The sequence below is a fragment of the Catellatospora sp. KI3 genome (assembly GCF_029948125.1).
In the GTDB taxonomy this organism is placed as follows: domain Bacteria; phylum Actinomycetota; class Actinomycetes; order Mycobacteriales; family Micromonosporaceae; genus Catellatospora.
Map to the genome: position 1 here is coordinate 106,277 of NZ_JASAMB010000009.1, position 16,197 is coordinate 122,473.

Sequence of the window (16,197 nt, forward strand, 5' to 3'; positions counted from 1 at the left end):
TCCTGCTTGCGGTGTTGTCCGCGGGGCGTTGCCCAGCCTGTTCCGGTCGCTAGATTGGTTTACATAGGTCGATCTCGCGAAGGGCAGTCAGTTGATACTCGTCACCGGGGCCACCGGCCTGAGCGGTTCTGCAGTCGTGCGTGAGTTCTCCCGGCAGGGCGTCCCGGTGCGGGGTCTCTACCGGGACCCCGAGAAGGCCAAGCAGCTCGGCGACCTGCCCGGCGTGGAGCTGGTCCAGGGCAACATGCTGGAGCCGGAGTCGCTGGGCGCGGCGCTGCGCGGGGTCGACCGCGCGCTGATGATCTCGACGCCGTTCGAGCGGATGATCGAGACGCAGCAGACGTTCACGGAGGCGGCGAAGGCCGCCGGGGTGCGGCACATCGTCAAGTACTCCGGCAAGGAGTCCGGGATCGGGTTCGACCCGGCGGCGTTCCTCGGCACCCAGGAGCACGTCGAGATCGAGCAGTGGCTGGAGGGGGCCGGGATCGCCTACACCCTGCTGCGCCCCAGCCAGTTCATGCAGTACTACCTGCCCTGGACGCTGACCGGCGTCGACCCGGTCAAGCACGAGCTGGTGCTGCCGATCGGCGGCAGCCGCCTGGCCCCCGTCGACGTCGAGGACATCGCCAAGGTGTGCGTGGCGCTGCTGACCTCCGAGGGGCACGAGGGCAAGACCTACGACATGACCGGGCCGCAGGCGCTGACCATGGCCGAGGTCGCCGAGGCGATCACCGAGGGCACCGGCGTGCCGTTCCGGTACGTGCCGGTGACGCTGGAGGAGAAGTCCCAGGCCCTCATCGGCATGGGCGTGCCGCCGCCGGTGGCGGGCCTGCTCGGCGGGATCTTCGCCGAGCGCGCCCGGGTCACCGAGTCGCGGGTCGTGCTCGACACGCACCGCGCCTTCGGCGTCGAGCCCACGCCGTTCGCCGAGTTCGCCCGCAGGAACGCCGCCGCGTTCCTGGGCCGCTGAGCTCATCTTGAGCCGGTCCGCGGAGCACCGCCGCGGACCGGCTGCCGCCCGCGTCAGGGCTTAGGGTGGGCCAGGAAGAAGTCCCAGGTCAGGTTGCTGGCGTCCGGACCGGACGGGTCGCCGTAGAGGCTGCAGGAGCAGCCGCCCGGGTACGCGTGCCCGGCGCCGTCGATCAGGTACTGCTCGATCAGCGACCGGCCCGCCGCGTCACGGTAGGTCAGCCGGGTGTACGTGCGCCCGCCCGGCACCTGACCGGAGGTGACCGTGTCGGCGGTGCTGTCGATGCCGTCGACCACGGCCCACTGCTGCGCGATGCGGTACGCGGTGGACGGCGGCACCACCAGGTCCGCGGTGCCCTGGAAGATGATCGCGGGCACCGGCCGCGCCCGGCTGCCCATCTCCTGCAGCGCCTTGCGCCCCGACTCCTGCGCCGACTGCAGCCGCAGCACGTCGCAGTCGTACTCGCAGCCGGCCATGACCGAGGTTGCGGCATAGATGTCCGGGTAGGTGACGGCCATGATGTTCGTCATCACCCCGCCCGCCGAGACGCCGGTGGCGTAGATCCGGCGCGAGTCCACCGTGTACTGCGCCCGGATGCGGCTGGTGATCCCGGCGATGATCGCGGGTTCGCCCCAGCCGCGGTGCTGATTGGTCTCCAGGTACCAGTTCCAGCAGGTGGCGGGGTTGACGAGGTTGCTCTGGTCGGGGAACACGACGATGAAGCCGCGCTGCTCGGCCACCCGGCTCCAGCCCGACAGCAGGTCGAAGCCGACGTCGTTCTCGGTGCAGCCGTGCAGCGCCACCAGCAGCGGCATCGGCGTGCCCGGCCGGTATGACGACGGCACGTAGCCGTGGTAGTCGCGGGTGCCGTAGACGCTGGCGTAGACGCCGTAGAAGGCGCCGCCGGCCGCGTGCGCCGGGGCGGGCGCGACCAGCGTCGCCAGCAGCGCGGCCAGCGCGGTGAGCACGACGGCGGCGAGCCTGCGGGGCGGAGCGGAGCGGTCTGGGGACGGGGCAGACATGTCTCTCCTCTCAAGAACCAAGCTGCCAACCAATCGATTGATTGGTCAGTGCTTGGCACTATCCGCTTCGTGTAATACGGTGTCAACCAATCGATCGCTGGAGGAGACGTTGACCGGTCCGAGGTGGGAACCGCGGCGGCTCAGCGCGGTCGCCGTCGAGCTGCCCCCGGGCGTGACCCCGGCCGGCACCAGGGGCCGCATCCTGCTCGCCGGGCTGCAGCTGTTCGCCGAGTACGGCTTCCACGGCACCTCCATCCGCGACCTGGCCACCGCCGTCGGGATCAACTCCGCCACCCTGTACGCGCACTACCCGGCCAAGGAGCACGTGCTGGCCGAGCTGGTGCTGCTCGGGCACGAGGAGCTGCACCGGCGCCTGCAGCAGGCGCTCGTCGAGGCGCCGCCCGGCCCCGCCGCGCAGCTGGCCGCACTGGTGCGCGCCCAGGTCGGCGCACACGCCGACTTCCCGCTGCTGGCCCTGGTGGCCAACGCCGAACTGCACGCGCTGTCGCCCGAGCGCGCCGCCCCCGCGCTCGCCCTGCGCGAGCAGTCCCGGCAGCTGGGCCTGCGGGTGCTGCGGCTCGGCGCCGACCGGGGCGAGTTCCGGGTCGCCGATCCGGTCCTCGCGGCGACCGCGATCGGCTCGATGGGCATGCAGGTGGCCCACTGGTTCGGCCCCGACCAGCCGTACACCCGCGACCAGGTGGCCGACGCCTACGCGGACTTCGCCCTCCAGCTCGTCGGCGCCGACCCCGTCCAGAAAGGCTGACCATGCACTCCCTTCAGTTCCCGGTGGCCGGTGGTGTACTGCACGCGCTGCGGTTCGGCACGGGCGAGCGGATCGCCGTCGCCGCGCACGGCATCACCGCCTCGGCCATGTCGTTCCGGACCGTCGCCCGCCACCTGCCCGCCGACTGGAGCCTGGTCGCGGTGGACCTGCGCGGGCGCGGCGGCAGCGCGGACCTGCCCGGCCCGTACGGCATGGACGCCCACGCCGCCGACCTGGCCGCGGTCGCCGAGCAGCTGGGCGCGCCGGTGGCGCTGACCGGCCAGTCCATGGGGGCGTACGCCGCGCTGCGGGCCGCCGTACGCACCCCGCACCTGTGGAGCCGGCTGGTGCTCGTCGACGGGGGCCTGCCGCTGCCCACCCCGGCGCAGTTCGACGCCGACCAGCTGCTGGAGCTGACCATCGGGCCGGCCGTCGCCCGGCTGCGCGAGACGTACCCGTCCGTCGACGCGTACGTCGACTTCTTCCGGGCCCACCCGGCGCTGTCCGGCGACTGGAACGACGACATGGACGCGTACGTCCGCTACGACGCCGTCGGCGAGCCCGGCGCGGTCCGCTCCCGTACCAGCGCCGAGGCCGTGTACGCCGACGGCCGCGACCTGCTGGTGCACGCCGCCTCGTTCGGCGCCGACCTGCTCGGCCTGACCATGCCCGCCACGCTGCTGCACGCCCCGCGCGGGATGTTCGGCCAGGAGCCGGGCCTGCTGCCCCAGCCGGTGGTCGACCACTGGGCCGCGAGCGCCCCGAACCTGGCCGCGGAGCTGGTCGCCGACACCAACCACTACACCGTCCTGATGACCGACCGCCCGGCCGCGCTCATCGCCGACCGCCTCACCACGCCCGCCTGAACAGGGGGTATGTCCGCTGGTCGGTGCTTTGGCGACTGCCGTCGGGATGCGGGGCGGGCGGGTTGGCGCGAACCGGGCCCCTGCCCCCGCGCACCCTGCGAGCATGCAGGAGGACAAGCCCCACCGGGTGGAGGGAGTCGACCATGTTCTCCGTGCGTCCACTGCGCACCACGGTCCTGGCCGCGTCGTTCGTCGCCGCCGTCGCACTGGGCGCCTGGACCGAGCCGGCAGCGGCGGCGCCGACGCCGCAGGCGGACAAACCGACCGTGGTGCTCGTGCACGGAGCGTTCGCCGACTCCTCCAGCTGGAACGGTGTGATCTCGCAGCTGCTCGGGCAGGGCTATCCGGTCATCGCGGTGGCCAATCCGCTGCGCGGGGTCAAGAGCGACGCCGCCCAGGTCAAGGCGGTGCTCGACTCGATCGACGGCCCGATCGTGCTGGTCGGGCACTCGTACGGCGGGTCGGTGATCAGCACCGCCGCCGAGGGCAACCCGGACGTCAAGGCCCTGGTCTACGTCGCGGGCTTCGCCCCCGACACCGGCGAGAGCGCCGGGGACCTGGCCGCGAAGTTCCCCGGCGGCACGCTCGGGCAGGCGCTTGCCCCGCCGGTGGCCGTCCCCGGCGGCAGCGACCTCTACATCCAGCCGGACAGGTTCCACGACCAGTTCGCCGCCGACGTGCCCGCAGAGCAGTCCGCGCAGATGGCCGTCGGCCAGCGGCCGGTCGCCGAGGCGGCCCTGGCCGAGAAGGCCGAGGCCGCGGCCTGGAAGACGGTCCCGTCCTACTTCGTGTACGGCTCGGCCGACAAGAACATCCCGGCGGCGGCGCAGGACTTCATGGCCAAGCGGGCGAACGCCAAGCAGACCGTGGTCGTCGACGGCGCGTCGCACGTGGTCATGGTGTCCCATCCCGACGCCGTCGCCAAGCTGATCCAGGACGCCGCGAGCGCCTCCTGACCCGCCACCGGATCAGGTCTGCTTGCAGACGCCGAGCGGCTTGCCGATCACCACGTCGACCGGGGACCCCACCGCCAGGACCGTGCCGCCGTCCGGCGTCTGGGCCAGCACGGAGCAGTCGTCCAGGGTGGTCTGATACTTGATCTGCACGATGAAGCCGAGGCGGGTCATCTCCGACCTGACGTTGTCCTCCGGCCAGCCGAGCATCTTGGGCACGGGATGCGCGGTGGGGCTCGGTCGGGGCGGGGTCGGGCTGGTGCCGGCCGGGTTGCCCGGCGTGGTCGACCGCGCCGGGTTGCTCCTGCTCGGCACGGTCGACGGCGTGCCGCGGGTCGACGCGGGGCTCGGGGCGGATGCGGTGCCTGCCGGTGCGGTGAGTGCGGGTGCGGCACCGCTGGCAGCCGGGCCGGACTGGCTGCCCGGAGCCTGCGCCTGCGGGTCGCCGTCTCCGGTCGGCCAGAGGGCGAAGGTGACGGCCGCGGCGACGGCCGCCGCTGCCACGGCGGCGACCAGGACGAGCGGTCGCCGCCCGGCGGGATCGCCGCCGGTCTGCGCGCGGGTGGCGCTGTGCCGGGCTGCCGTCGTGCGGACGGTGGCGGCCGACTCGGCGGCGTGGGCCAGGGCGGCGGCGGTGGGCCAGCGGTCGGCGGGCTCCTTGGCCAGGGCCCGGGCGACCAGGTCGCGCACCGGCTCCGGGACGTCGGGCGGCAGCGGGGGCGGCGGCTCGTGCACGTGCTGGAGCGCGACCGACAGCGGCGTGTCGCCGGTGAAGGGCCTGCGCCCGGTGAGCAGCTCGTAGGCGACGACGCCCAGGGCGTACACGTCGGTGGTGGCGGTTATCTCCTCGCCGGTCACCTGCTCCGGGGCCAGGTAGGACGCGGTGCCGTGGATCTCGCCGGTGGCGGTGAGGCGGTCGCCCGCGACGATGCGGGCGATGCCGAAGTCGGTGAGGGCCAGCCGGCCGTCGGCGCGCAGCAGCAGGTTCGCGGGTTTGACGTCGCGGTGCACGATGCCCTGCAGGTGCGCGGCGTGGATGGCCCGGGCCGCCTGCGCCATCAGCCGCATCGCGTGGCCGGGCTCCACCGGCCCGGCCCGGCGGACCAGCGACGACAGCGACTCGCCCTCCACGAACTGCATCACCAGGTACGCGATGCCGTCGGCCTGGCCGTAGTCGTAGATCTCGACGATGCCCGGGTGGCTCAGCGCCGCCATCGCCCGCGCCTCGGCCCGGAACCGGGCGGAGAAGCCGGGATCGGCGGCGAGGTTCGGCAGCAGCACCTTCACCGCCACCTGGCGGCCGAGGACCGTGTCCTGGGCGCGCCAGACCTCGCCCATGCCGCCGCGGGCGATCAGAGTCGCCAGCTCGTAGCGGCCGCCGAGCGTCACCCCCGGGTCAAGCATGGGCGCAAGCATTGGCCATCGATCACTTGCCAGTCAAACCGGCAGCACATCGGATAGTGGACAGTCATTTCCGGCTGCCCTTTCGCCGCCGGTCGCCGCTCTCGCACCTCGGTGCGACCTCCCATTTCGGAGCGGGATGCCGATCGGTGCGGACGAGGCGACGGTATGGCCGAAAGTCGTGATCTTCGGGGCTGTTTCCCCTGATGATCGCCCCTGGCGGTCTGAATGTGGACTTATGGGCGAAAGGATGACCTGAGACGCTGGTCTTCGCCGTGGAGATCGGAATTTGATCGCCGTCGGAGGACGGAAAGTGGTGGCGTCGCCGCGAGCCGTCCGGGGTTTGCCGGGAAGCGGGCGTGTCGTCCCCGGTTACCGGCGATGATGGGCGGAGGGGGTGGCCTGTGTCGATCGGTCAGGGGACGTTGCGGGTGACTTTCGCGTACCCGGCGTTCACCCGGCTCTACCGCACCAGCTCGCCGCGGCTGCAGGTCGACGGGGTCGAGCAGCCGGTCCGCACCTGGGGTACGCACACGATCGCCGTCGGCGCGGGACCGCACCGGGTCAGGGCGTGGGTGGTGCCCGACTCCGGCACCGACTTCGGCGTGGCCGAGGAGGCGGTGGTCGTGGAGTTCGGCGCGCGGACGGAGCTGTCCTACCGGGCACCGCACTTCCACGGCGCCCACGGCCGGATCAAGGTGCTGGCCCTCAGCGGTACGTAGACTCCTGGCGGTGAGTGGCGGACCGCTGGACGGCGTCGACACGGTGCGGTGGCACCGGCTGCACCACGCGTACGGGGCGGCGACCGACGTGCCCGATCAGCTTCGCGCGCTGCGCGGCCCCGACCCGGACCGGCGCGGCGCGGCCCTGTCGCGGCTGTCCGGCAGCGTCTACCACCAGGGCACCAGGTGGCAGGCCAGCCAGGCGGTCGTGCCGTTCCTGGTCGCGCTGGTCGACGACGCCGGGACGCCGGACCGGGCCGCCGTCCTCGAACTGCTGCGCAAGGTCGCGATCGGCGACCGGCGCGACGACGAGCTGCCCTTCGACCCGGCGCGCGCGTTCGCGGCGGCCGACGCTTTCGACAGCGTCCGCGACGGGAGCCTGCTGCTGCGGTTCTTCGCGGAGGAGGACGAGTTCACCGAGGACGAGATCGGCGTGCTGGACGGCGCGGCGGTGAGCTGGGCGGCCGACAGCTACTTCGGCGCGGCGGCCTGCCTGGACGCCGTCGTCAGCTGGGTGTCGGACCCGGACGACGAGGTGGCCGCCAGGGCGGCGGCCCTTACCGCCTGGTTCCAGCCCACGGCTGCTCGCGTGGCCGCGCTGGTCGCGGTGCCCGAGGGCCGGACGCGGGTCAGGGCGAGCGCGAACCTGGTGCTGGCCCATACGCCGTCGGCGGATCCGCGCGTCGACCTGCTGCTGCGCGAGCTGACCGGTTCGGACAGCGAGACGGTCGCGGTCACGGCGGCTGTCGCCGAGGCGTACCGCCGCGGGGGAGCGGTGTCCGAGGAGGCGTTGTCGGTCCTGGCCGGCGTGGCCGAGCGGGACGATCTGGCGGCGGTCGCGGGGTGGGACCGGGCCCTGCGCGGTTTCGTGATGCTCGCGCTGCGGCGTCTCGGCCTGGGCTGAGAAACGGCTCGGGCCGTGGCCGCCGGTGTCGGCGGCCACGGTCCGGGGTGAGCGGAGCCGGGGCGTCAGCCGACCTGAGCGTGGCCGGCGGCGTCGCGGCGGCCCAGGTGCGGGTGCAGCTCGACCGGCTCGGCGGGCAGGTCGGCCACGCCCGCCGCGACGGACTCGGCCCGGCGGCGACGGGCCGAGGGCAGGATCAGCGACGCGACCACGGCCAGTACCGCGACCCCGGCGCACACCCAGAAGCCGGAGGTGAACGCCTGGTCGGTGGGCAGGCCGCGGGGCGTGGTGTGGCCCGCGATGACGGCCGCGACCACGGCCGTGCCGATGCTGCCGCCGATGGTGCGCACGATGCTGTTGACGCTGGTCGCCTCACCGGTGTGCGTCGCGGGGACCGACTCGATGATGGCGTTGGACATGGCCGCGAAGGCCAGGCCCATGCCCGCGCCGGTGAGCAGCCCCGAGACGACCAGCTGCCAGAGCTCGTCGTGGACGGCGGCGGGCAGCGCGTACGCGGCGGTGACGAGGGTGGCGCCCAGGAACAGCGGCAGCTTGGGGCCGTAGCGGCGGTCCAGCAGGCCGGACAGGGGACCGAACACCAGCATCATCAGCGTGGTCGGCATCAGGAACAGGCCCGCCTGCGAGACGGTCTTGCCGAAGCCGTACCCGGTGGCGGCGGGCAGTTCCAGCAGCATCGGGATGAGCAGGAACGTGCCGAACATGGCGAACCCGAACGCCAGGCCGACCAGGTTCGTCGCCCAGACGCCCCGGATGGCGAGCAGGCGCATGTTGATGAGCGGCTCGCGTACCCGCAGCTCGACCAGGACGAAGGCGATCAGCGCGACCACGCCCACGGCCAGCAGGGTGACGGTCTTGGTCTGGTCCCAGCCCCACTCGCGGCCCTTGCTGATCGCCAGCAGCAGCGACACCAGCGACACCGACAGGATCGCGGCGCCGAGCACGTCGAGACGGCCGGGGGTGCGCACCGGCGACTCGGGCACGCCGAACAGCACGCCCAGCAGGGCCACGCCGATCAGCATCAGCGGGAACCAGAACAGCCACTCCCAGGACAGGTGCTCCACGATCGGCCCGGCCAGCACGATGCCCAGGCCGGCGCCGATACCGAAGATGGCCGAGAGCAGGCCGACGGTGACGCTGACCTTCTCGCGCGGCAGCTCGTCGCGGACGATGCCGATCGACAGCGGCATGATCGCGCCCGCCGCGCCCTGCAGCGCCCGCGCCGCCACCAGCACCGGCAGCGTCGTGGACAGCGCCGCCAGCAGCGTGCCCGCCGCGAGCAGCACCAGCACGACCAGCATCATCTTGCGCTTGCCCACCATGTCGCCCAGGCGGCCGAGGATCGGCGTCAGCACCGACGCCGACAGCAGGTACGCCGTGAGCACCCAGCTGATGTCGCCGGTGGAGCTGTGCAGGTCCTGGGCGATGATCGGCAGCGCCGGGGCGACCAGCGACTGCAGCACCGCGAAGGCGAGGCCGCCCAGTGAGAGGAACAGCACCACCAGGGTGCTGTTGGCGTGGCGGCCGCTGCGGACCGCCGGTTCGGGCACGGCGGCCGGGTGGGCCGCGCCGGTGGGCGCGCCCACCGTCTTCACTACGTGTTCCATTGCTTCCCGCCGAAGTAAACGTCTGATTACTTCGACGTTATGCCGGAGCTTCCCGCTAAGTCAACAGTCGTTTACATCACATGACTCGGCAGTTACGCTATTGACGGAGGAGGACGAGCCGATGACTGTGGGAACCGACCGGGACTCGGGTACCCGGCGACGCGACGCGGCCAAGACGCGCCAGCTGCTGCTGGAGGTCGCGCGACGCCGCTTCGCCCGCGACGGGTACGCGGCCGCCACCGTGCGCGACATCGCCGACGAGGCGGGTGTCAACGTCGCACTGATCAACCGCTACTTCGACTCCAAGGAAGGGCTGTTCGAGGCCTGCCTCGGCTACGCCGTCGAGGAGCTGGCCCGCGCCGCGGGCGACGTGCCGCGCACCGACATACCCGCCGCGATCGCGCAGCAGGCGGCGGGCACCACCCCCGAGGGCGGGCCCAACCAGGTGCTGCTCCTGCTGCTGCGCTCCTCCGGCGACGAACGCACCGAGCAGATGCGGCTCGGCGTGCTGCGCCGCTTCGCCGAACGCCTGGCCGCGACCGCGGGCTGGCAGCCCGACCGGCCCGACGACGGCCAGCTCATGCTGCGCGCCCAGCTGGTGCTCTCCGCCGCCATCGGCGTCACCCTGCTGCGCGCCTCCGGCCTGCAGCCCCTCACCTACGCGGGCGAACGGGACCTGGTCGAACCCCTGCGCGACCTCGTCAACGGAGTCCTGCGCGCCACCCGCCCCGAGTAGGCGCACCGGTCGAGACGCTCGGCGCCGGATCGAGGCCCTGTCGGACGGCACGTGGCCGCGCCGCCCGACAGGGACTCGATCGAACGCGAGGCCAGTCGAGGTCTTGCAGCTCCGCACGCAGCCCGGCCACCCGCGCCATGTAGTCGCTCTCGGCGAGCTCCCCGGGCTCCGGGCGTGCAGTTTCGGGGAAACTGCACGAAAGGCAGCCGAGATTCGTGCAGTTTCCCCGAAACTGCAGACGGCTCGGGCGCCCGCGTCCGCGCCCGCGCGGAGTCTGGTGTGGGCGGGGTCAGTGGTCGGCGAGGCCGCCGGGCCAGACGACGGCCTGGGCCGCGATGATCTTCTCGCCGTCGAAGGTGATCGAGGCGCTGCCGTGCAGGCGGTAGCCCAGGTCGAGCACCTCGCTGACCCTGCGGCAGAACTTGTCGTCGTCCGCCCCGGTCAGCAGCCGGTATCGGGGCAGCCCCTGCGGAGGCTGGTTCGGCAGGCCATCGCTCATATCGCCAGCATGGCACGAACCGCCGCCCCAGCTCAGGCGGTCGCGACGGTGGTCGTCGCGATCATCCGAGTCGCCGGGCACCCGGGCGTATCTTGACCGCCCGTACCCCCCGATCGCCCGGCGACTCGACCCGCACCCGGCCGGTCAGGGGAGGAGGCGGTGCTCCCAGGCCCAGGCGGCGATCTCGACGCGGTTGCGGGCGCCGAGTTTGGCCTGGACGCTGCCCAGGTGGGTCTTGACCGTGCCCAGCGAGATGAACAGCTGCGCGGCGATCTCGGCGTTGGTCAGGCCCCGGGCGGTCAGCTTGACCACGTCGAGTTCGCGCGGGGACAGGCCCTGGTCGTCGCCGGTACGGCCGGGCAGGTGCGGCGTCAGGTGCGCCAGTAGCCGCACCGTGACGGAGGGGCTGATCAGCGAGTCGCCCGACGCGGCCGCCCGCACCGCCTCGACCAGCAGCGCCGGTCCGGAGTCCTTCAGCAGGAAGCCGCAGGCGCCGTTGCGCAGCGCGGCATGCACGTACTCGTCGAGGTCGAAGGTGGTCACCACGACGACCTTCGGCGGGTCGGCCACGCCGGGGCCGGCGAGCTGGCGCAGCGCCTCCAGCCCGTCGAGGCGGGGCATCCGGATGTCCATCAGCGCCACGTCGGGCCGGAGGCGGCGGGCCAGGGCGACCGCTTCGACCCCGTCGGCGGCCTCGCCGACCACCTCCATGTCCGGCTGCGCCCCGATGATCATGCCGAAGCCGGTACGCACCATCGCCTGGTCATCGGCGATCATCACCCGGATCACAGCGCCTCCCGCCAGGTCAGCGGCATCGCCACGTCGACGAGCCAGCCTCGCTCGATACCCGGACCGGCGTTGATCCGGCCACCGACTGCCCGGACCCGCTCGCCCAGCCCGACCAGCCCGTAACCGCGCTCCCGGGCACCGACCGGGCGCGGCGGGGCGCCGTCGTCGGCCACCCGGACGAACAGCCAGCCGGACGCGCGGCGCACCGACACGTCCACTACCCGCGCGTTGACCGCGTGCCGCCGTACGTTGGTCAGCGCCTCCATCACCACCCGGTAGGCGCTGGTGGAGACCTCGACCGGCAGGTCGTCCAGCAGCCCGTCGACATGCAGCCGGGCCACCGCGGGGCTGGACTGGTTGAACCGCTCCAGCAGCGGCGGCAGGTCGCCCGCCCCGGCCAGCGGCGCCAGCGGCGCCTCCGGTTCGCGCAGCACGCTGACCATCCGGCGCATCGACGCCATGGTCTCGGCTCCGGCCGCCTCGATCTGTTCGAGGGCGACCAGTGCCCGCCGCGGGTCCTGCTCGGCGACGTACCGGGCGCCCTGGGCCTGCACGATGATGCCGGTCACGTGGTGGGCGATGAAGTCGTGCAGGTCGCGCGCGAACTCGGCGCGCTGGGCCGTGCGGACCTCCTCCAGTGCGCGCCGCCGCCCGGTGTCCATCATCCGCATGTACACCCCGGCGGTGCCCACGCCCGCCGCGGCCAGGCCGAGCAGCATCCCGATGATGATCATCCGGTTGTCGGTGCCGCTGCGCAGCGGCAGCAGCGTCACGGCGGCGCCCAGGCCCAGCACGGCCCACGGCGCGGTCCAGGCCGGTGCCAGCCGAGCGGTGACGTACAGCAGCCCCAGCAGCCCGGCCGTCTCGGCCAGCCCCCAGCTGCCGCCGCCGTAATCGGCGGACCGGCCGAGCAGGAAGAGCAGCCCGGTGACGCCGAGTGACCCCACCGCGCCGAGCAGCGCGAACCACGGCAGCGGCTTCGAGCCGGGTCGGTGCGGGAACAGCCAGATCGCGGCGACGGCCAGGGCGGGCAGCACCCGGACCAGGATGTGCAGCGGGTTCTCGTACAGCATGCCGTAGCGCAGGTCGATTAGGCCGAGCACGGCGAGGCCGACGAAGGCGGCGAACCGGCCCAGGAGCAGCAGCCAGGGGCGCAGGGGGGAGGTCGTCATCGTCACCCAGGGTAGCCACTGGTCGGCGGGGCCGGATCGGCCGAAAGTCATAGCGGCGCCGGGGGCGAACCCCGCCCGCGGCCGATGCGCCGGGCACCGCCGCCACGGCAGGCTCTGCTGCGACAACGGGCTTCCCTGGAGGACATGTGAGTACGCAGCAAACCGTCACCACACCGGTCTACGCGGTGGCCGCGGTGGACCTGGTCAAGGTGTACGGCCGCGGCGACGCCGCGGTGCGCGCCCTGGACGGCGTGACGGTCGGCTTCACCCGGGCCGAGTTCACAGCGATCATGGGCCCGTCCGGGTCCGGCAAGTCGACGCTGATGCACTGCCTGGCCGGGCTGGACAACGCGACCTCGGGGCAGGCGCTGCTCGGCGGGACGGACCTCACCCGGCTCGACGACCGGGTGCTGACCAAGGTCCGGCGGGAGCGGATCGGCTTCGTCTTCCAGTCGTTCAACCTGCTGCCGCAGCTCAGCGCGGTACGCAACATCACCCTGCCGCTGGACCTGGCCGGGCGCAGGCCGGAGCCGGAGCTGTTCGACTACCTGGTCAGCTCGCTGGGGCTGGGGGACCGGCTCGACCACCGGCCCAGCGAGCTGTCCGGCGGGCAGCAGCAGCGGGTGGCGCTGGCCCGGGCGCTGGTGTCGCGGCCGGAGGTGGTCTTCGCCGACGAGCCGACCGGCAACCTCGACTCGGCCTCCGGCGCGCAGGTGCTGGCGCTGCTGCGCGACGCGGTGCGCGACCTCGGCCAGACGGTCGTCATGGTCACCCACGATCCGACCGCCGCCGCGTACGCCGACCGGGTCGTGCTGCTGGCCGACGGGCGGGTCGCCGGTGACCTGGACCGGCCCGAGCGGGCCGCCATCGTCGAGGCGCTGGCGCAGCAGGCGGTGCCGCGATGAACCGGGCGGTGCTGCGTACGCAGCTGGCCGGGGTGGCCCGGCACCCGGCCCGGCTGCTGCTCACCGGGCTGGCCGTGCTCGTCGCCTCGTTCACGGTCTGCGCCACGATGCTGGCCCAGCAGGTCACCGAGCGCACCCTGCTGCAGAACCTGAGCGGCACGCCGGAGCAGGTCGCGTTCGTGCTGGGCGACGAGTCGGCCCCGGCGCCCGCGCACGCCCTGGACCGGGTCCGGGCGGTGCCGGGCGTGGCCGAGGCGGTGGGCAGGTTCGCCACCGGGGTGCAGCTGGGCACCGGGTCGTCCGGCGCGTACCTGCAGGTGACCGCCGATCCGGGCACCGGCCCGCTGGCGCTGGCCCGTGCGGTCGAGGGGCGGTATCCGCAGGCCCGGTACGAGATCGCGATCACGCCGCGTACCGCCGACCGGATGAGCCTGGCCGTTGGCTCGGTCCTGCACGCCCGGACGGGTCCGGACACGCCGCCGGTGGACCTGACCGTGACCGGCGTCGTGGAGACGCCGTACGACTTCGGCGCCCAGTCGTACGCGCTGGCGGAGACCGTGGTCGCGCTGGCGCCCGACGGCCCGAGCGGCCGGATCGAGGTGCGGCTGGCCGACGGGGCGTCGGAGTCCGAGGTGCGGTTGCGGCTGCGGCAGGTGCTCGACAGCGAACCCCGCCCGACCATGTCCGACGGGCAGCAGCTGCCGGTCCCGGGCCTGCGCACCGGCGCCGAGGTACGCGCCGAGGAGGCGGTCGCCGCGCTGGAGGAGATCGAGACGATCTTCACGTTCGTGTCCGTCTTCGTGGCCGTCGCCGTGATCGCCGCCGCGCTGGTAGTCGCCTCCACCTTCCGGATCGTGTTCGCCCAGCGCACCCGGCAGCTCGCCCTGCTGCGCGCGATCGGCGCCGGCCGGGGCGGCATCGCCCGGGCGCTGGCCGTCGAGGGCGCGGTCACCGGCCTGGTCGCCAGCGTCACCGGGGTCCTGGCCGCGTTCGCCGTCGGCTACGGCCTGCCGCCGCTGTCCGGGCTGTTCGGCGCGCAGATCCTGGGGCCCGGCACGCCTCCGCCCGCCGCGCTGGCCGTGGTCGCGGGCGCGGTGCTGCTGACCGTCGGCGCGGTGCTGGCCCCGGCGCGCTCGGCCGCCCGCGTCGCCCCGCTGGCCGCCCTGCGGACGGCGCAGACCACCGCGTCCCGGCGCGACATCGGGGTGCTGCGGTTGGGGGCCGGACTGCTGCTCGCCGCCGCGGCGGTCGGGTCGGCGCTGCTCGTGGGGACGATGCTGCCGGGCCGGGACCCGGAGAACTACGACCCGATGCCGGTACTGCTCGGCGTCGTGGCCTCCGGCCTGCTGGCGTTCCTCGCCCTGATGCTGCTGGGCCCGCTGCTGGTACGCCCGGTGCTGTGGATCGTCGGGTGGCCGCTGCGCCGCCTCGGCCCGGTCGGGCGGCTGGCCGTCGGCGGCATCGGCGGGGCGCCGCGCCGCGCCGCCGCGATCTCGGTCGTCGTCGCCCTCGGCGTGACCCTGATCGCCGGGGTCCTGGTCGGCAGCGCGTCGATCCAGGTCCTGGCCGACCGGGAGATGGCCCTGTCCACCCCCGCCGACTTCGAGGTCACCGCCGACGGGCAGCCGATCCCGGCGGCCGTGGCCGACCAGGTCCGGTCCCGCCCCGAGCTGGCGCACACCGCCGGGTACCGGCGCCTGGACGAGCTGCACGTCGACGCCGACCCGCAGGCCGCGTACGACGCCAACGACCTCGACCTGGCCGCGCTGCCCGCGCTGGGCGGAGTCGACGTCGAGGCCGGGTCGCTGGCCGAGGCGGGGCCGGGCCGGGTGGTGCTGGCCGGGTACCTCGCCGACATCCTGGGCAAGCACTCGGGCGACCAGCTCACGCTGTCCCGGGAGGGCCGCAGCGTGCAGGTGAAGGTGGTCGCGGTCCTGCCCGGAGCGGCCCCGCTGCACTCGTCGATGATCCTCGACCGGACCGACCTGGACCGGCTCGGCGCGGCGGCCGGGTTCACCGGCATCCTGGCCGACGCGGCCCGACCCGGTGAGGACGGCCGCACCGCCGGTCAGCAGGCCCTGCACCGGATCGCCGCCGACAGCGGCGGGCTGGGGGTCGTGGTGCTTGCCGACGAGCGCGACGCGCACCAGGACGTGCTAAACGCGGTGCTCTGGATCGCGATCGGCCTGGTCGGGCTCACCGTCCTGATCGCCGTGGTCGGGGTCGGGGCGACCACCGCGCTGTCGGTGGTGGAGCGCATCCGGGAGTCGGGGCTGCTGCGGGCGGTGGGCCTGTCCCGGGCCGGGCTGCGGACCATGCTGACGACCGAGTCGGGGCTGTACGGCGTCCTCGGGGCGGTCCTCGGGCTGCTGCTCGGGGTGCCGTACGCGTGGCTGGCGGTGCGGGCGCTGGGCCTGGACGCGCCGCTGGTGCTGCCGGTGCCCGCCCTGGCCGGACTGTTCGCGGCCCTGGTCGCGCTCACCGCCCTGGCCGGGGTGCTGCCCGCCCGGCGCGCGTCACGGGTCAGCCCGGTCACCGCCCTGGGCGCCGACGACTGAGCGCCGCCCCACCGGCTCGGCGTCACCGCCGCGGCGACGTTGGGAAGGGTCCCTTCCACATCGGATTCCGATAAGAAGGGACCCGTCCTTTCGTGCGGGTAGGTTCGGCCGTCGCCGCTTGTCGATGTTCGTCGTCTATGGACAGAATGTGCTCTGGCGGCTGACCGGTTGACCGCGAACGGCGATCTTGCTGGGTTTGTGGGCGAAGATCGCGGCCCGTGGCAGAATTCGCGGCAGCCCGGGGGGCGGGGGAGCGCGCAGGTGTCGAGGGCACTTCTCGACCGGCGGCGGCGCCCCTCAGGCAGAGAA

The 16,197-nt window shown here is 73.6% G+C and carries 15 protein-coding genes; 9 read left to right on the forward strand and 6 right to left on the reverse strand.

Annotated elements, in window-relative coordinates; all coding sequences use genetic code 11:
- The first annotated feature begins 91 nt into the window (after positions 1 to 91).
- Positions 92 to 970: an SDR family oxidoreductase gene (locus QEZ54_RS16645; protein WP_281305522.1), complete on the forward strand. Its 879-nt coding sequence runs from the start codon at positions 92 to 94 to the stop codon at positions 968 to 970.
- A 53-nt stretch (positions 971 to 1,023) separates the two neighbouring features.
- Here QEZ54_RS16645 and QEZ54_RS16650 read toward each other — a convergent pair whose 3' ends face one another.
- Entirely contained in the window at positions 1,024 to 1,992 is a 969-nt protein-coding gene (locus QEZ54_RS16650) for a PHB depolymerase family esterase (protein ID WP_281305523.1), read from the reverse strand.
- Positions 1,993 to 2,071: 79 nt separating this feature from the next.
- On the opposite strand from QEZ54_RS16650, the gene QEZ54_RS16655 reads away from it, so the two are divergent.
- The 3 genes from QEZ54_RS16655 (at position 2,072) to QEZ54_RS16665 (ending at position 4,580) form a co-directional block, all read left to right on the forward strand.
- Entirely contained in the window at positions 2,072 to 2,758 is a 687-nt protein-coding gene (locus tag QEZ54_RS16655; RefSeq protein ID WP_281305524.1) for a TetR/AcrR family transcriptional regulator, read from the forward strand.
- 2 nt (positions 2,759 to 2,760) lie between these two features.
- Complete coding sequence (locus tag QEZ54_RS16660; RefSeq protein ID WP_281305525.1) at positions 2,761 to 3,624, forward strand: alpha/beta hydrolase; 864 nt, start codon at positions 2,761 to 2,763, stop codon at positions 3,622 to 3,624.
- 143 nt (positions 3,625 to 3,767) lie between these two features.
- Positions 3,768 to 4,580 (forward strand): alpha/beta hydrolase, encoded by an 813-nt coding sequence (locus QEZ54_RS16665; RefSeq protein WP_281305526.1) that lies wholly within the window; start codon positions 3,768 to 3,770, stop codon positions 4,578 to 4,580.
- Positions 4,581 to 4,592: 12 nt separating this feature from the next.
- Here QEZ54_RS16665 and QEZ54_RS16670 read toward each other — a convergent pair whose 3' ends face one another.
- Entirely contained in the window at positions 4,593 to 5,981 is a 1,389-nt protein-coding gene (locus QEZ54_RS16670) for a serine/threonine-protein kinase (RefSeq protein ID WP_281305527.1), read from the reverse strand.
- 428 nt (positions 5,982 to 6,409) lie between these two features.
- Here QEZ54_RS16670 and QEZ54_RS16675 point away from each other — a divergent pair, with 428 nt between their 5' ends.
- Both QEZ54_RS16675 and QEZ54_RS16680 read left to right on the forward strand, forming a co-directional pair.
- The gene (locus QEZ54_RS16675; protein ID WP_281305528.1) at positions 6,410 to 6,700 is read left to right on the forward strand and encodes a hypothetical protein; all 291 of its coding nucleotides are present in this window, start codon (positions 6,410 to 6,412) and stop codon (positions 6,698 to 6,700) included.
- A gap of 10 nt (positions 6,701 to 6,710) precedes the next feature.
- Complete coding sequence (locus QEZ54_RS16680; protein WP_281305529.1) at positions 6,711 to 7,604, forward strand: hypothetical protein; 894 nt, start codon at positions 6,711 to 6,713, stop codon at positions 7,602 to 7,604.
- Positions 7,605 to 7,669: 65 nt separating this feature from the next.
- On the opposite strand, the gene QEZ54_RS16685 is transcribed toward QEZ54_RS16680, so the two are convergent.
- Entirely contained in the window at positions 7,670 to 9,217 is a 1,548-nt protein-coding gene (locus QEZ54_RS16685) for an MFS transporter (protein WP_281305530.1), read from the reverse strand.
- A gap of 133 nt (positions 9,218 to 9,350) precedes the next feature.
- Between QEZ54_RS16685 and QEZ54_RS16690 the strand changes: the two genes are divergently transcribed.
- Positions 9,351 to 9,965 carry a TetR/AcrR family transcriptional regulator gene (locus QEZ54_RS16690; RefSeq protein ID WP_281305531.1) on the forward strand — a complete coding sequence of 205 codons (615 nt, stop codon included), beginning with the start codon at positions 9,351 to 9,353 and terminating at the stop codon, positions 9,963 to 9,965.
- Between the two features lie 289 nt (positions 9,966 to 10,254).
- Here the strand turns inward: QEZ54_RS16690 and QEZ54_RS16695 are convergent, their stop codons facing one another.
- From QEZ54_RS16695 to QEZ54_RS16705, 3 genes are all read right to left on the reverse strand, one after another.
- Entirely contained in the window at positions 10,255 to 10,464 is a 210-nt protein-coding gene (locus tag QEZ54_RS16695) for a DUF1737 domain-containing protein (protein ID WP_281305532.1), read from the reverse strand.
- 144 nt (positions 10,465 to 10,608) lie between these two features.
- Entirely contained in the window at positions 10,609 to 11,253 is a 645-nt protein-coding gene (locus tag QEZ54_RS16700) for a response regulator transcription factor (protein ID WP_281305533.1), read from the reverse strand.
- Entirely contained in the window at positions 11,250 to 12,425 is a 1,176-nt protein-coding gene (locus tag QEZ54_RS16705) for a histidine kinase (RefSeq protein WP_281305534.1), read from the reverse strand. Before QEZ54_RS16705 ends, QEZ54_RS16700 begins: the two co-directional genes overlap by 4 nt.
- A gap of 146 nt (positions 12,426 to 12,571) precedes the next feature.
- On the opposite strand from QEZ54_RS16705, the gene QEZ54_RS16710 reads away from it, so the two are divergent.
- Positions 12,572 to 13,330 carry an ABC transporter ATP-binding protein gene (locus QEZ54_RS16710; RefSeq protein ID WP_281305535.1) on the forward strand — a complete coding sequence of 253 codons (759 nt, stop codon included), beginning with the start codon at positions 12,572 to 12,574 and terminating at the stop codon, positions 13,328 to 13,330.
- The gene (locus QEZ54_RS16715; protein ID WP_281305536.1) at positions 13,327 to 15,888 is read left to right on the forward strand and encodes an ABC transporter permease; all 2,562 of its coding nucleotides are present in this window, start codon (positions 13,327 to 13,329) and stop codon (positions 15,886 to 15,888) included. The genes QEZ54_RS16710 and QEZ54_RS16715 overlap by 4 nt, the downstream gene beginning before the upstream one ends.
- Positions 15,889 to 16,197: the final 309 nt, after the last annotated feature.

Excerpts from the sequence above, each read along its gene's own strand:
- QEZ54_RS16650 (WP_281305523.1), bottom strand. The coding sequence starts at position 1,992 with ATGTCTGCCCCGTCCCCAGACCGCTCCGCTCCGCCCCGCAGGCTCGCC.
- QEZ54_RS16660 (WP_281305525.1), top strand. The coding sequence starts at position 2,761 with ATGCACTCCCTTCAGTTCCCGGTGGCCGGTGGTGTACTGCACGCGCTG.
- QEZ54_RS16665 (WP_281305526.1), top strand. The coding sequence starts at position 3,768 with ATGTTCTCCGTGCGTCCACTGCGCACCACGGTCCTGGCCGCGTCGTTC.
- QEZ54_RS16670 (WP_281305527.1), bottom strand. The coding sequence starts at position 5,981 with ATGCTTGACCCGGGGGTGACGCTCGGCGGCCGCTACGAGCTGGCGACT.
- QEZ54_RS16690 (WP_281305531.1), top strand. The coding sequence starts at position 9,351 with ATGACTGTGGGAACCGACCGGGACTCGGGTACCCGGCGACGCGACGCG.
- QEZ54_RS16695 (WP_281305532.1), bottom strand. The coding sequence starts at position 10,464 with ATGAGCGATGGCCTGCCGAACCAGCCTCCGCAGGGGCTGCCCCGATAC.
- QEZ54_RS16705 (WP_281305534.1), bottom strand. The coding sequence starts at position 12,425 with ATGACGACCTCCCCCCTGCGCCCCTGGCTGCTGCTCCTGGGCCGGTTC.
- QEZ54_RS16715 (WP_281305536.1), top strand. The coding sequence starts at position 13,327 with ATGAACCGGGCGGTGCTGCGTACGCAGCTGGCCGGGGTGGCCCGGCAC.